Source organism: Streptomyces phaeofaciens (assembly GCF_014648915.1).
GTDB lineage: Bacteria > Actinomycetota > Actinomycetes > Streptomycetales > Streptomycetaceae > Streptomyces > Streptomyces phaeofaciens.
Map to the genome: position 1 here is coordinate 122,833 of NZ_BMSA01000021.1, position 15,036 is coordinate 137,868.

General features: G+C 72.5%; 12 protein-coding genes and 1 pseudogene. 6 read left to right on the forward strand and 7 right to left on the reverse strand.

Annotated features, from left to right (window positions below; genetic code table 11):
* Positions 1-27: 27 nt before the first annotated feature.
* Complete coding sequence (gene sigJ / locus IE275_RS30565) at positions 28-966, reverse strand: RNA polymerase sigma factor SigJ (protein ID WP_189715056.1); 939 nt, start codon at positions 964-966, stop codon at positions 28-30.
* 154 nt (positions 967-1,120) lie between these two features.
* Here sigJ and IE275_RS30570 point away from each other — a divergent pair, with 154 nt between their 5' ends.
* The gene (locus IE275_RS30570) at positions 1,121-2,200 is read left to right on the forward strand and encodes a nuclear transport factor 2 family protein (protein ID WP_189715058.1); all 1,080 of its coding nucleotides are present in this window, start codon (positions 1,121-1,123) and stop codon (positions 2,198-2,200) included.
* A gap of 21 nt (positions 2,201-2,221) precedes the next feature.
* Here the strand turns inward: IE275_RS30570 and IE275_RS30575 are convergent, their stop codons facing one another.
* Positions 2,222-3,136, reverse strand: coding sequence for a hypothetical protein (locus tag IE275_RS30575; protein WP_189715059.1), 915 nt, complete (start codon positions 3,134-3,136; stop codon positions 2,222-2,224).
* Between the two features lie 4 nt (positions 3,137-3,140).
* A complete protein-coding gene (locus IE275_RS30580) occupies positions 3,141-3,647 on the reverse strand; it encodes an FxLYD domain-containing protein (protein WP_189715061.1) in 507 nt (168 codons plus the stop codon).
* A 162-nt stretch (positions 3,648-3,809) separates the two neighbouring features.
* Between IE275_RS30580 and IE275_RS30585 the strand changes: the two genes are divergently transcribed.
* Positions 3,810-4,280, forward strand: coding sequence for a DUF7144 family membrane protein (locus tag IE275_RS30585; protein ID WP_189715063.1), 471 nt, complete (start codon positions 3,810-3,812; stop codon positions 4,278-4,280).
* A gap of 16 nt (positions 4,281-4,296) precedes the next feature.
* Here IE275_RS30585 and IE275_RS30590 read toward each other — a convergent pair whose 3' ends face one another.
* Positions 4,297-4,485: a hypothetical protein gene (locus IE275_RS30590; RefSeq protein ID WP_189715065.1), complete on the reverse strand. Its 189-nt coding sequence runs from the start codon at positions 4,483-4,485 to the stop codon at positions 4,297-4,299.
* Between the two features lie 201 nt (positions 4,486-4,686).
* Here IE275_RS30590 and IE275_RS30595 point away from each other — a divergent pair.
* Positions 4,687-5,904: pseudogene (locus tag IE275_RS30595) on the forward strand (LuxR C-terminal-related transcriptional regulator); the annotation flags it as partial.
* A 317-nt stretch (positions 5,905-6,221) separates the two neighbouring features.
* Here IE275_RS30595 and IE275_RS30600 read toward each other — a convergent pair.
* The 3 genes from IE275_RS30600 to IE275_RS30610 all read right to left on the reverse strand — a co-directional run bounded on the left by IE275_RS30600 (position 6,222) and on the right by IE275_RS30610 (position 8,775).
* Complete coding sequence (locus IE275_RS30600) at positions 6,222-6,713, reverse strand: GNAT family N-acetyltransferase (protein ID WP_189715067.1); 492 nt, start codon at positions 6,711-6,713, stop codon at positions 6,222-6,224.
* Positions 6,714-6,776: 63 nt separating this feature from the next.
* Positions 6,777-7,700, reverse strand: a complete 924-nt coding sequence (locus tag IE275_RS30605) for a M23 family metallopeptidase (protein WP_189715070.1) — start codon at positions 7,698-7,700, stop codon at positions 6,777-6,779.
* 64 nt (positions 7,701-7,764) lie between these two features.
* A complete protein-coding gene (locus IE275_RS30610; protein ID WP_229870719.1) occupies positions 7,765-8,775 on the reverse strand; it encodes a glycoside hydrolase family 26 protein in 1,011 nt (336 codons plus the stop codon).
* Positions 8,776-9,119: 344 nt separating this feature from the next.
* Here IE275_RS30610 and IE275_RS30615 point away from each other — a divergent pair, with 344 nt between their 5' ends.
* The 3 genes from IE275_RS30615 (at position 9,120) to IE275_RS30625 (ending at position 14,846) form a co-directional block, all read left to right on the forward strand.
* Entirely contained in the window at positions 9,120-11,195 is a 2,076-nt protein-coding gene (locus IE275_RS30615) for a TerD family protein (RefSeq protein ID WP_189715072.1), read from the forward strand.
* A 259-nt stretch (positions 11,196-11,454) separates the two neighbouring features.
* On the forward strand, positions 11,455-13,146 hold the full coding sequence (locus IE275_RS30620; RefSeq protein WP_189715074.1) for a lysyl oxidase family protein: 1,692 nt from the start codon (positions 11,455-11,457) through the stop codon (positions 13,144-13,146).
* A 281-nt stretch (positions 13,147-13,427) separates the two neighbouring features.
* Entirely contained in the window at positions 13,428-14,846 is a 1,419-nt protein-coding gene (locus IE275_RS30625) for an LCP family protein (RefSeq protein WP_444545888.1), read from the forward strand.
* Positions 14,847-15,036 lie beyond the last annotated feature (190 nt).

The window sequence follows — 15,036 nt, forward strand, 5'->3', positions numbered from 1 at the left end:
ACGCGCCCCGTCCACGCGGACCGCCGCTCAGCCGATCCGCCAGGGACGCAGCTTCTCCGGGTTTCGTACCGCCCAGATGGACCTGATCCGGTCGCCCGCGATCTCGAACGCGAAGACGGTCACGACGGCACCGTCCTGCCGCGCCACCAAGCCGGGCAGGCCGTTGACCGTGCACTCCCGGAATGCCGTACGGCCGTCCCACAGCCGGGCGATCTCGGCATAGGCGTGCGCGATCCGCTCGCCGCCCACGATCGGGTGCAGGTGGGTGGCGGCCAGCCCGCCGCCGTCGGCGGTCGCGACGGCGGCGGGGTCGAGGAGGCCGATCAGGGCGTCGATGTCCTTGGCCTCCCACGCCGTTCTGAACCGCCTGACGATGCCGGCCTGCCCGGCGTTCGGGCCCGCCGGGGTCCGCGCGGTGCGCAGGCGACGGCGGGCGGACGAGGCCAGCTGGCGGCACGCCGCCGGAGTGCGGCCGACGATCTCGGCGACCTCGCCGAAGCGGTAGCCGAAGACGTCGTGCAGGACGAACGCGACGCGCTCGGCCGGGGTCATCGCGTCGAGGACGACCAGGAAGGCCATCGTCACCGACTCGTCGAGGGTGACCCGGTCGGCCGGGTCGGACCTCTCGGCGGCGGAGCGCCCGGTGGTCCAGTCCGTGGGCTCGGGCAGCGGTTCCGGGATCCACTCGCCCACGTACGTCTCCCGCCTGGCCCGCGCCGAGCCGAGCAGGTTCAGACAGATGCGGCTGGCGACCGTCACCAGCCAGCCGCCGGGCGACGCGATGGCCCGCTGCTCCTGTGCGGACATGGCGTACCAGCGGGTGTAGGTCTCCTGCACGACGTCCTCGGCGTCCGCGAGGGACCCGAGGAGCCGATAGGCGAGGTTGATCAGCCGACGCCGCTCGCTCATGATCGCGTCGAGACCCGGCTCGCCCTGATCGTCGCCGCTCTCCGCCCTGGTGGTCATGGTCCGGCCTTCTCCCTCGCTCGCTGCTCCGCCTCTACCCGTTACGACAGGGCAGCCCCTCGGAATGTCAGGCCGACGCGCCGGCTCACATTCCGCAGGGCTGCGTTGTCGTACCGCTGAGACGACGACAGGACGGAAGGAAGAGGGGACTTCGATGAACGACTTCCAGGCCACCGCCGACCGCGTCGAGATCGAGGCACTGCGCGGCGAGTTCACCGACGCGGCGATGATGCGCGACCGGCCCCGCATGGCGTCGCTGTTCACCGCGGACGGAGTGCTGCGCATGCCCAACATTCCCGTCGAGCTGGTCGGCCGCGAGGAGATCCGTGTCGGGGGCGAGCGGCTTCAGGCCCAGTGGGACTTCTTCGTGCAGACCACGCACCCCGGCACGATCGTGCTCGACGGCGACACCGCGACCGGCCGCGCCTACCTCCAGGAACTCGCGCGCACCCTCGACGGACGCCAGGGTCTGAACTACGCCGTCTACCACGACCGCTACCGGCGCACGGAGGACGGCTGGAGGTTCACCGAGCGGGTGTACGAGGTCAGGTACCTCGACACCTCCCCGCTGGCGGGCACGGCGCCCCACGCGTCGCAGGGCCCCGAGGCCACCTCGGCCGCGGGCGCGTCGTTCGCCGACCCGGCGTCGGCCGAACGGCTGGAGCGGGCGGCGGCCGCGCTGCGCGCCAACGGCTTCGCCGCCGAGATCCTCGACGACGCCGCGGCCGCGCGCGCCCGCGTCAAGGACCTGATTCCCGAGGGCGCCGGCGTGTTCACCGGAGCCAGCGAGACCCTCCGCCTGTCCGGCATCGACGAGGACATCAACGCCAGTGGCCGGTACGACGCCGTCAGGCCCCGCGTCCTGGCCATCGACCGCGGCACCGGCGCCGACGAGATCCGCAAGCTGGTCGCCTGCCCCGATTTCGTCGTCAACAGCGTCGCCGCGGTCACCGAGACCGGCTCGCTCGTGCTCGCCTCGGGCAGCGGCAGCCAGCTCCCCGCCAACGCGGGCGGCGCCGCCCACGCGGTCTGGATCGTCGGCGCGCAGAAGGTGGTGCCCGACCTGGACACGGCGCTGCGCCGCGTCGAGGAGCACGCCCTCCCCCTGGAGAACGCCCGCGCCCAGGCGGTGTACGGGGCGCCCAGCGCCGTCAACCGCCTGCTCGTCCTCAACGCGGAACCCCGCCCGGGGCGCGGCACCGTGCTGCTGCTCCGGGAGGCCATCGGCTACTGACCCGGACCTCCCCCGCCCGCGTCACTCCGCGGCTGCCGCCCGCTTCGCCGCGCGGTGCCGGTGCCACCACCACACCCCGCCCGTCACCACCGAGCCCGCGGTCAGCACGATGCCCAGCACCGGCCACCGGCTGCTCGCGATCCGGACGTCGGCCACGATCACGCCGAGCGCCAGCACGGCCGGCACCAGCAGGGACAGCACCGCGCGCCCCGTCCCGGCCAGCGTCGACGGGTTCAGGCGGCGGCGCCCGGCGGCCGGCCCCTTCGCCGGAGGGGACTCTTTGGGGAAGTAGAACCGGCTCGCGCGCCGGGTGAGCTGCGCGGTGGCGCGGTCGTAGGAGCGCGCCATGTACGGCAGCCAGACCAGCGGGGCGACCGTTCCGACCAGGATCACCGCCACCAGCAGCAGCCAGCGGCCGACCACGACCGGCCGGCCGGGGCGGGTGCCCGGTTCGTCCGGGGTGAGCAGGCCCAGCAGCCGGGCCATCCGCAGCACGAGGGTCCACAGGGCGGTGGGGCGTATGCCGCGGGAGGGGGCCGGGGCATGGACGTCGAGGGCGGCGCGGGCGGTGCCGACCTCGTCGTACACCCCCTGGAGGACGAGCAGTTCGGCCGCGCGGTCCAGGGTGGTCGGGTCGCGGCCGGTGAGCGCGGCCAACTCCAGGCAGATCCGCGTCTGGCGCAGCAGCGCCGCGCAGAACGCCACCGGGATGAACAGCAGGAACGGCCCGCCGACGAAGGCGCCCTCGGTGACCGTGGCCCGGTGGCCGCGGCGGATCACCTGCGCCGGGGTGGGCGGCGGCTCGGCGTCGGCCGTACGGCGGGCGACCGGGCCCAGCCGGCGCACGGCGAGCAGGGCCAGGTGCTCGGGGAGGCGGTGCGGGTCCGCCAGGCCCTCCCTGAGCAGCGAGCCGGGAAGGGACGGGGCGCCGCCCATGGCGTCAGTACCGCACCGCCCGCGCCACCTCCGCTTTCACCTCGCCGGAGAGGTCGCGGTTGCTGCGCGCGGTTCCCGTGCCGGTCCCGTTGCCGGCCACGTCCGAGACGGTGACGACGACCGTGTCCAGCCGGTTGCCGCTCGCGTCCGTGAAGTCGACCTGGACGGCGAAGGACCGTGTCGAGTCGGTGGTGTTGGCGGCGGTGACCTCGACGGTCGCCCGGCCGCCGTCGGTGTTCGGCGTGCCCAGCTTCACGTCGGACTTCACGTCCACGCCGCCCTTGATCTCGTCCAGCTGCCGTCCCGCCTCCGCGGTCGCCGAGGCGAACGCGGACGAGGCCTCGGCGGCGAGGGAGGACGCGGCCTCCCGGCCCAGGGACTCGGCTGCGGAGGCGGCCTTGCTGGCGGCGGACGACACGGACGACGGCGTGTTCTCGTCCGAGCAGCCGGTCAGGACGGCGGCGCAGCAGACCGCCGCCGCCATGAGCAGCGTGTTCTTGGTGCGCGGCATGCGTGCCTCCTGATGCTTCCCGGCGGGCCCCCTCCCAGTGAAGGCCCGCCCGCCCCCACCCGCATGCCGACTCACCCGGACGGCCCAGTTCCCGTGGTGGTGGCCGTCACCCGGACGGATGGTCGAAGGGCAGACCCAGCCACGACAGAGACGGGGTACGCCATGAGCGGCCAGTCGCACTCCTCCCAGGAACCTCCGATCTGGGACCCCTCCCACCAGGGCACCGGTTCCGCTCCGGGCGGGCACCCCACCGGGCGCGGCAGCCTGGCCGCCGGCGGGGTCACCCTCGCGGGCGTCCTGATGCTGGTGAACGGGTTCATGCAGGTGTTCCAGGGCATTTCCGCGATCGCCCACGACGATGTGTACGCCCTGGTCCGCGGGTACGTGTACGAGATCAACCTCACCGCGTGGGGCTGGATCCTGCTGGGTGTGGGCGTCGCGGCGGCGGCGACCGGTCTGGGACTCCTCCAGGGGGCGTACTGGGCCCGGCTCAGCGGTGTCATGCTCGCTTCCCTGAGCGCGATCGTGCAGTTCCTGTTCCTGCCCTACTCCCCGGTCTGGTCGATCATCCTCATCGCCGTGGACATCTTCGTGATCTGGGCCCTGATCGCGTACCGGCCCGACCTGCCGTGAAGCGGTCCGTCCCCGGTCAGCGCCGCGCCTTCTTGTACCGGCGCATCAGCTCGACGATCCGGGCCTGCTCGGCCCCGGCGTTCAGCGCGGTCAGCAGGTCGTCCGGGCACAGCTCGTAGAAGTCGCCCCAGTAGCCCCGGCGGCGGTTGTCCCAGATCCGGTACCCGCCGGGCACGCCCCGGGCCACATAACGCCGTTTGCCCACTGGTCGGGCCCCCTCCCTTTCGGTGACGAAGGCAGTGTCCCGTGACGCGTTCATCCCTCGCACGGATTTTCGACGACCGTCCCCCTCCCCGGTGATACCTACGCACCCCCGACGCCCCGCGGCCTCGGTCACTCTCGGCATCCGTGTGATTGCTCTGTGATGATTGAGGAGGATCGGTGGACGGAACTGCGCGGGGGTGGCATGGGATTCGGCTTCGGCCAGCGGCGGGGCGGACAACTCCCGGTGGAGATCACCAGTTTCGTGGGGAGGGCCGAGGAACTCGCCCTGATCCGCACCGCGCTGGCGCGGTTCAGACTGGTGACGCTGGTGGGTCCGGGCGGCGTCGGCAAGAGCCGTACGGCGCTCAGGGCGGCGGGCGGGTCGGCGGGGCGGTTCGCGGACGGGGTGCGGCTGGTGGAACTGTCCGCGCTGCACGACCCGGAGCTGGTCCCGGCCACCCTCGCGGGCGTCCTCGACCTGCCCGAGCAGCCCGGGACGAGCCCGCTGGACGCGGTCGTGGAGCATCTGCGGGAGCGGCACATGCTGCTGGTCCTGGACACCTGTGAACACCTGGTCGACGCGTGCGCGATGCTCTGCGACATCCTGCTGCGCGAGGCGCGGGGGCTCGTCGTCCTGGCCACCAGCCGCCAGCCGCTCGACGTACCCGGCGAGCACTGCGTCCCGATCGCGCCCCTGGGCAGAAAAGACGCGGTCGACCTGTTCCGCCGGCGGGCCGCGGCGGTCACCGTCCTCGGCGACCGCGACGAGGCCCGCACCCTGGCCCTCGTCGACCGGCTCGACGGCATGCCCCTCGCCCTGGAACTCGCCGCCGTACGGCTGCGCGCGGTACCGCTCGCCGAACTGGTCGCCCGCCTCGACCAGCGCTTCGAGGTCCTCACCGGCGGCCGGCGCACCGCGCTCACCCGGCACCAGACCCTGCGCACGGCCATCGACTGGTCCTACGACCTGTGCACCCCGCAGGAGCGGCTGCTGTGGGCGCGACTCGCCGTGTTCGCCGGGCCCTTCGAGCTGTCGGCGGCCGAAGAGGTGTGCGGCGGCGGGGAGTTACCCCGCGAGGACGTCGTCTCGGCGCTGATCGGACTGGTCGACAAGTCCGTGGTGCAGCGCATCGGGGAGGACGGCGGCCGCTACCGGCTGCTCGACACCCTCCGCGAGTACGGCGCCGGGCGCCCGGCGGGCGCGCAGGGGGCCGCCGGCGCCGCACGGCCCCCGGCGCCCCGGCCGGCCCCCGAGCGCCGCGCGGCCGACGCCCTCACCCGGCGCGAGCGGGAGGTCGCCGCGCTGGTCGTGCGGGGCCTGTCCAACCGGGAGATCGCCGAGCGCCTCGTGATCTCCAAGCGGACCGTGGACGCCCATGTCGAGCACATCCTCGCCAAGTTGGGCATCGCCTCCCGCACCGAGATCCCGGCGACCATGCCTACCTAGGTACCTCGGAGCACTCGTTCACCTGCGGGTACGTGTACGGATCCCGCGCCGGGCGGAGTGCGCCGCCGCCCGCGGCACGGCAGCCTGGAGGGGCTGCCCGGGGGACGGGACGTGCCAGGGGGCCGACAGGCCGGACCCTCGGCCGGCTGTCATGGCAGGCGCCCGGCACGCGGGCCTCCCCCCGGCGGCGAGCGGGGCTGCCCCTGGTCGGCGGGGCAGCCCCGCAACAGGCGACCGGCGACACCTCGGGCGCACGGCCCCCGGGAGGCCGACGTCCCCGCGCGGGTCCGTCAGCCGACCGGCGCGGCCTGGGCGGCCAGTTCGGCGAGGGGGGTACCGGTGAGATGGCAGACCCGCCAGTCGTCGACGATCTGCGCGCCGATCGACTTGTAGAAGGCGATCGTCGGCTCGTTCCACTCCAGCACGCACCACTCGAACCGCTCCCAGCCGTTGCGGTCGCAGACCGCGGCGAGGGCCGCGAGCAGCGCCTTGCCGTGGCCCCCGCCGCGCGCCTGCGGGCGGACGTACAGGTCCTCCAGGTGCACACCGCGGGTGCCGGTCCAGGTGGAGAAGCTCGGGAACCACAGCGCGAACCCGACCGTCTCGGCCGTCCCGTCGTCCTGCGCGATCAGCGCGTACGCGGCGGGATGCGCGCCGAACAGCGCCTCGTGGAGCTGCTCCTCGGTGGCGCGGACCTCCTCCGCCGACCGGTGGTAGGCGGCGAGTTCACCGATCATGGCGCGGATCTCGGGGACGTCGTGGACGGTGGCTGCTCGGATCATGCCGGCGAGCATGGTTCACCGCGCGGAGGGTGTCCACGCGATTTCGTTCCCCGCGGCGCGCGGCTACGGGCCCACCCGCACGTCCTTGTTCCGCAGCCACGGCAGGGGTGCCACGGAGGATCCCAGGTACGGCGTGATCCGTACCTCGAAGTGGAGGTGCGGGCCGGTGACGTTGCCGGTGGCGCCGGAGAGCCCGAGGCGCTCGCCGGCGGCGACCCGCTCCCCGGCCCGGACGTCGATGTGCGAGAGATGGGCGTACTGGGTGAAGTAGCCGTCGGGATGCCGGACGACCACCTGGTTGCCGAACCCGTCACCGCAGGTCGTGGCCCGTACGGTGCCGGGGCCGACGGCGTACACGGGGGTACCGGTGTTCACCGCGAAGTCCTGGCCGGTGTGCCGGTGGGCCCAGCGGGTGCCCGAGGCCGCGAATCCGGCGGAGAGCCAGTAGTCGCGGGTGGGGGCGGACCAGGGGCGGGTCTTGGACGCGGGGGAGCCGGACTCGGCGGACCCGCTGGACTTCCCGGACTTCTCGGATGTCGAGGCGCCGGCGTTCTTGGGTGGGGTGCCCCGATCCCGCCCCTTCCCCTTGTCGCCGCGCCCCCGCAGGGGGCACTGTCCGGCCTGTCCGGACGGATCCACGGCGACCGGATCACCGAAGGCGCGTCCCGCCGCCCACAGCAGATCCCACAGACCGGCCCGGATCTCCTTGCGGCGCTGCTCGGCGGCCTCGATCTTCGTGGGACCCGCGTCGTTCGCGCGGAGCCGGTCGACGCGGGCGCGGGCCGCCTCGTGGGCGCGGACGGCACGGGCCGCCTCACCGCGGACCGGGTCGGCGCTCCTCGCGGGGGCGCCCGCCGTAGGGGCTCCCCCGGTGGAGGCGGCCTGCCCGCCGGCCCCCGCGCCGGCGGGCACGGCGGCGAGCGTCACGAGCAGAAGGGCCAGCGGGACGGCCGGCCGGACGGCCAGGGCGGAAGGTACTCGTCGCATCTTGGGATCATCAGACCGGTGGTCCGCGGAGAGCGAGGTACGCGGCGGGACACGCGCCGCGGTTTCAGTCGAACGGCCCCGTCATCAGCCTGCGGTACTCGGCCGAGGACCTCGGGTTCCCGGAGCACCACCACACTCCGTGCGGGCAGTAGTCGCTGATGGTCTGGTACAGCGGCCGGTGCCGGGCGAACCAGGTGAGCATGCCGCGGATGTAGGCCGGGTTGTCGCCGTTGCGGAACAGCCCCCACTCGGGGTACGCGATCGGCTTGCCGTGCCGGCGCGCGAACCGGACGTGCTCGGTGAGGCCGTACGGCTCGTCGCGCTGCTCGGCGAAGGACATGCCGTGCGGCTGGTCGTAGGCGTCCATGCCGATGACGTCGACGTACCGGTCACCCGGGTAGCACTTGGGCCACGGGATGGCGTCCCGCCCCCGGTTCGGCGCGAACTCGAACCGGAACCGCTGCCCGCCCACGGACCGCATGGCGGTCACGATCCGCACCCAGTACGCCTTCCAGGCATCCGGGTCCGGGCCGCACCGGTGCTGGTAGGTGATCCCGTTCATCTCCCAGCCGATGACGAGCACGGTGTCCGGCACCCCGAGCGAGACGAGCCGCCGGGCGAGCTTCCTGAAGTGCCCGTCGTACGCCCCGTCCGCACCTGTGCGCAGCTCACGCCGTACGAAGGAGTCGGGCAGATGCGCCTCCGAGCGCTCCAGCATCGGCACGTTGAGCACGAACAGCCGGTCGGCACGGGCCTTGCGCCACTTGGCCCAGTGCTCCAGGTCGTTGGTGCCCCCCTCGATGTTGAACCACCGGTCCCCCGGAAGGTAGGCGTGCCCGACCCGCGGGGTGGCCGGTCCCAGCCACCGGTCGAGCTCCGAGAGCCGCCGCACCCCCTCGGAGCCGTAACCGACATAGGCCCCGAAGGGCCCCGGCGGCGCACCGTCACGTGGCTTCCCGTCCCCGCCGCCCCCTCCGGCCCCGACGGGGACGCACCCCGGGCCGGCCAACAGCACCACGACGGCGAGCAGCAGGGTGGGCAGGGTGCGACGACGACCCCGGGCCCACCCGAGCACATGACCCGGTCTCAACTCCCACGGAAACACCGCCTCAGAATGACCATTCGCCCCACCCTTCACCCGGAAGTGCCCCGGGAACCACCCGGACCGGGGACGCCGCACCACCGGTCGGACTCGGATGCCCGTACGGCAGTTCGACAGTGGCCGCCCCCGCCGACCGGGCGCCGCCACCCGGGGTGCGCGGCCGGTGGGTGGTTTCCCCCGTCGTAAGGCCTTTCCGGCGGGAACGTCCCCGGCCGGCTCTCGGAGCACTAGAGTCTCCCCGTGCGCTGCGTGTGTCGCGCGTCACATCGGCGGGGGCCGTGATGAAGGGGCCAAGGGGCCGTGAAAAAGGGGGGCTAGTGCACGACATGGTCAAGGGCGCCAACGTGGGGTTGGCGGCGCTGAGCGAGAACGCCGACGCGGTGATCGTGAGCCTCGGGTGGGCCAGCCCGACCGGCGAGGGCGACGCCGACGTCTCGGTCCTGCTGCTGGACGCGAAGGGAAAGGTCCGCAGCGACACCGACTTCTACTTCTACAACCACCCGGTCGCCCCGGACGGAAGCGTCCAGCTGCTCGGGAAGGTGCCGGTGGGAGAGGGCAGCGAGGACCGGATCGGCTTCGACCTGACCGCGATCCCGGCCGGTGTGGAGCGGATCGTCGTCGCCGCCAGCCGGTACGAGGGCGCCCGCTTCGACGAACTCGACGACCTCCGGGTCACGCTGGCCGACGGGTCCGGCGAGGATCTGCTGCGGTTCGCGATCGACGACCCGGGGTCGGTGAGCGCGTTCATCTTCGGCGAGCTGTACCGGCGCGGGGACGACTGGAAGTTCCGGGCGGTCGGACAGGGCTACGACACCGGACTGGCCGGACTCGCGACGGACTTCGGCGTCGACATCGACGACGACGCCTCGGCCGGGCAGGACGCCGACACCGGCGCGGGTGCCGACGCGGAACAGGGCGAAACCGTCGCCGTCGAGCAGGTACCGGCGCCCCCGCAGCCCTCGGAGCCCGCACAGACCCCGCGGCGCCCGGCAGCCCTCCCGGCGATGCCCGCCCCCCGCCCCGCCGGGGACGACGCCCAGCCGCCGAAGGCCGCCGCCGCCCGCCCCCGCACCGCCAGGAGGAAGATCACCCTCCCGAAGGCGGCGAAGAAGTCGCTCGCGGAGAACGAGTCCTGGAAGGACGCCCGCCTCTTCCCCGTCTCCGCGCTCAAGAGCGACCGGGACCGCGAGACACGGGCGACCTCGGTACTGCTGTCCGTGATGGCACAGGTCCCCGAGTTCGGGCGGCGGCTCACGGCCGCCTTCGGCGCGCCGACGGGCCGGATGGAGACCTTCACCGAGGTGTCCCTGCCCCACGGTGACACCCCGCGCCGCCCCGACGGAGTGATCCGGGTCGAGCGCGCCGGCAAGCTGTGGACCGCGTTGGTCGAGACGAAGACCAACGGCAACCCCCTCAGGTCCGAGCAGGTGCAGGCCTATATGGACATCGCCGCACGGCGCGGCTACGAAACCGTGATCACACTCTCCAACGACGTCGCGCTGGAAGGCAGCCCGCTCGTCGACGTGAAGATCGACGGGCGGCGCAAGCACAAGGTCGCGCTGCGCCACCTGTCCTGGGCCGAGGTGGCCCACCAGGCCCAGCTGCTCATCCGGCACGAGGGCGTCGGGAACAGCGCCCACGCCTGGCTGCTCCAGGAACTCCTGCACTACCTCCAGCACGAGAACTCCGGCTGCCACGGCTTCCAGAACATGGGCGCCGCCTGGGTTCCCGTGCGCAAGGGCATCGACGACGAGACCCTGTGCCAGGGCGACCCCCGGGCCCTGGAGGTGGTGGAGAGCTGGGAGCGGCTCATCCGCCAGGTGTCCCTGGGCCTCGGCGGCGAACTCGGCCAGAAGGTCCTTCCCGTCCAGCGCGCCCGGCGCGGTAGCGACCCCGGGGCGCGCCGCGCCAGGATGGCCGACGAACTGTGCGCCGAGGGCAGGCTCCGGGCGGAGCTGCGGATCGAGGGAGCGCCGGGTGTCCTGGCGGTCGGCGCCGATCTGCGGACCGGCCGGCTGCGGACGTCCGTCGAGATCCCGGCACCCGAGCAGGGCTACCCCCTGACCTGGGCCAAACGGCTCGTGCGGCGGCTGGCGGAGGCACCGGCGAACCTCCACGTGGAGACCCTGATCGAGGACGGCGCGGGCCCCCGCGGCACGCTGGAACGGCTCCGGCCGGAACCGGCCGACCTCCTGCCCAGGAACGGGGCGCGGGTCACCGGCTTCCGCCTCACCCTCTTCAAGGGCATGGGCAGCACCCGCGGCAACGCGGAGTCCGGCTTCATCCGCAGCGTCGACGACGCCGTACAGCGCTTCCACGGCACGGTGCTCACGCATCTGGAACCCCCGAGCGTCCGGCGCCCCGACGGCACGGAGCAGCCGGCGGCGGGCTGACCGGCGCGGTCCGCTCCCGGGAGTGGACCGGTCGTCGGGTGGACGTGTGGGCGGTGCTTCGCCCGGAGGGGTGAATTCTGCGCCGTGGGGGCCGGTTTCTGGTCGGTTTCCTGTTCAACAGGCAACCCCTACAAGGCTCTTGCCCCTCTCACAGGGTGCTCATGGATCCGGCCGGGGCGCATGGGGTGCGTCCGTGTGGTGGCCGGGTGGGCTGTCCAGTCCGATGCCACTGACCATGGCACTCGCAGACGAGGAACCGATGACCAGACTGCAACACCGCAAGGGAATCAAGCGCGGGGCGTTCGCCGCGGGGGCCGCGCTCACCGTCGTCGCCGTCGCCGGGGCCGCCCCCGGCGCCGGTGCCGCACCGGCGACCACGCCGGGGAAGCCGGTGCTCAAGCTCGTCGCCGCGTCGAAGTCCGTGACGCTCGACCGATGGGAGGGCAACTCCGGGGTCTACCTCGACCTCGGCACGTACGTCACCGTCGACAACGCGCCCTTGGAGTTCAAGGTGACGCGCAAGTCGTACAAGGACCCCGTCGTCGCGCAGCAGATCCTGCGGAACGGGACGAGAACCACGACCAGGACGCTGCCCGCCGGGACCGTCAAGGACTTCTCCGGGCTGCCCGGCTTCCTGGAGGTGTCCGTCAAGAACGCCTCCGGGGTGGAGGTGCAGAAGACCAAGGGCACCTTCTGTCCGAACAACGCCTCCGGGCGGCTGCGGCCGGACGCCCCGGCCACCTCGCACTATCCGGAGAGCTGCCCCACCAACCCCTTCACGCTGGGCTCCGTCTGGGGCGTGGAGAAGGGCTGGGCGGCCAACACCACCGCCGTCGACTACGACAACCCGGTCGACCTGCCGGCGGGCGAGTACACGGCCAAGGTGTCGGTCGCGAAGAAGTACCGCGACCTGTTCGGCATCCCGAACAACCAGGCCACCATCAAGGTGACGGTGCGGCAGATCAGCGACGGGGAGGGCGGCGGCGGGGCGGGCCTCACCGGCGGGCAGCACTCCTCGATGGCCCACGGAGGAGCCCACGGGGGTGCTCACGGAGGTGCCCACGCCGGTGGTCACCACTACGGGCCGCGCGGCGCAGACGCTCCCACCCCCTCCGCCCTCTCCCACGCCCTGGAGGACCGCGGTCTCGCCCACCACCTGGGCGACGGCTCCGGCCACACCGACGGTTCCCGCATCGCGCCCGGACTGAAGGCCAACTCCAAGCGGCCCACCGGCCGTGCGGCGGTCCCGGCCAACGCGCCGAAGCCGGACCTGCGGTCGCTCCCGGCCTGGGACATCGCGGTCACCGACGGCGAGGACGGCGACGCCCCCGGCAAGGACTACCTCGCCTTCAGCGCCAACGTGTGGAACGCCGGCCCCGCCCCGCTCGTCGTGGACGGCTTCCGCAAGCCGGGCGCCGACCTGATGGACGCGTACCAGTACTTCTACGACGCGAACGGCAAGCAGATCGGCTACAGCCCCACCGGCACCATGGAGTGGGACCCGCGCATCGGCCACGAGCACTGGCACTTCACGGACTTCGCCAGCTACCACCTGCTCGCCGCGGACAAGAAGGAGATCGTCAAGAGCGGCAAGGAGGCGTTCTGCCTGGCCAACACCGACGCGGTCGACTACACGGTGAAGAACGCCAACTGGCACCCCTACAACACCGATCTGTCGACCGCCTGCGGTCAGCAGAACTCCATCTCGGTGCGGGAGGTCCTCGACGTCGGCTCCGGTGACACGTACACCCAGTACCGTCCCGGCCAGTCCTTCGACATCACCGGCCTGCCGAACGGCACGTACTACATCGAGGTCGTCGCCAACCCGGCCAAGCGTCTGAAGGAGACCAACCTCAAGAACAACGTCTCCCTGCGCAAGGTCGTCCTCGGCGGCACCACGGGCGCCCGCACGGTGACGGTCCCGCCGTACGACCTGATCAACGCTCCGTGAGAAGCGCTCAGTAAGAAGCGCTCAGTAGGCGGAACCCGCCGCCCCGGTCCGCCCGTCGCGGACCGGGGCGGTCCCGTCCCTCCCGCCGGACAGTCCCTCGACCTCGCCGAACTCGGCTCAGGGGCAACCCTTCTGAGGTTCCGTGAGTCTCCTGAGACGTCTGTGCTCCCGGAACGTATTTCACCTTGCGTGTAGGGTTCCGGCGTTCGGCGGTGACCAACGCCGAACGATCCGAGCACGGTGTACGGGGTGCGACGGCCGATGCGGAGGAGCGAGCGCCGGTGAGCGGAACGAGAAGGCGGGGGCGGACTCCGGCGGCCACGACGGGCCGGCCGGGGGAGCGGACGGCGGGCCGGGGCGGTACCCGGCTGACCCGGCGGGGGCGGATCCTCGCGTGGGGCGCGGGGGTGACCGCCGTGGTCGTCCTCGGCGTCGGCGGCGTCGGAGCCTGGATCTATCAGGACCTCAACGACAACATCAACCGCGCCGACGTGGACGACAAGCTCGGCGGGAACCGGCCCGAGAACCTCAGCCCGGGGTCGAAGAACATCATGCTGGTGGGCTCCGACAGCCGTGACGGCGCCAACGCCAAGTACGGCAAGGACCTGACCACCATGCAGTCGGACACGCTGATGGTGCTGCACATTCCGGCGGACCGGAAGTGGGCCGCGGTCGTGTCGTTCCCGCGTGACTCCTATGTGGAGATACCGGCGTGCGAGATGAGTGAGGGCAAGAAGTCCTCCCCCCACAAGGCGAAGATCAACGAGGCCTTCGCGCTGGGCGGCACCAGCGGCGAGGTCGCCAACGCCGCCGCGTGCAGCATCAAGACCGTCGAGGCCCACACCGGCCTGCGCATCGACAACTTCATGTCGATCGACTTCTCCGGCTTCAAGGGCATGGTCGACGCCCTGGACGGCATCGAGGTCTGCCCCGAGCAGGCCATCACGTCGGACAAGGCCAAGCTGAACATGAAGGCCGGCTGCCAGACCGTCGACGGCGAGACGGCCCTCGGCTACGTCCGGGTCCGCTACGGCGTGGGCGACGGCTCCGACATCGGCCGCATCGGCCGCCAGCAGGAGTTCATGAACGCCCTGGCCGAGAAGGCCCAGAAGAAGCTCACCAGCCCCGACGCGCTGTACGGCTTCATGCAGTCCGCGACCAAGTCCCTCACCGCGGACCCCGGACTGGCCGGCATCAAGCCGCTGTACGGCCTGGCCAACGAACTGAAGGGCATCCCGAGCGACCGTCTGGCCTTCCTCACGGTGCCCAACTACCCGCGCGAGGCCGACGTACCGACGGACAAGGCCAATGTCGTCTGGCAGTACCCGCAGGCCGCCGATCTGTTCAGCGCGCTGGCCAAGGACAAGGAGACGACCAAGGACCAGCTCGAGGCGGACGTCGAGAAGCTGGTGTACGCCTCCCAGACGAGGGTCCAGGTGCTCAACGGCACCGGTATCGGCGGCCGCGCCGCCGAGGTCGCGGAGAAGCTGCGGCAGGCCGGGTACACCGTCACCGGTACGGGCAACGCGCCCGCCACGGTGTCGAAGACGACCGTCACCGCCCCGCCGGGCCTGGAACAGCAGGCGGCGGCGATCGCCTCCCGGCTGCCCGGCGTCAAGGCCGCGTCGGACGCCTCGGCCGCCGCGGGCGTCGTCACGCTGGTCGTCGGGCCGGAGCTGAAGGTCGGCGACGTCGCCTGACGGGCCCGGGGCGCCGGCGCGGCACGCGCGTGGTGGAACAGCCTCCGGTCATACGCTATGATTGATCTTGAGCCGGTCACCGCACCACGAAGGTGAACAGGTTCTGCGTTGGTCGTCCAAGGAAAGACGCCCCGCTTCCTGCGGGGAGATGCAGGTGCAAGGCCTGCCCGGCGCTCTGGTGAACGAGTCC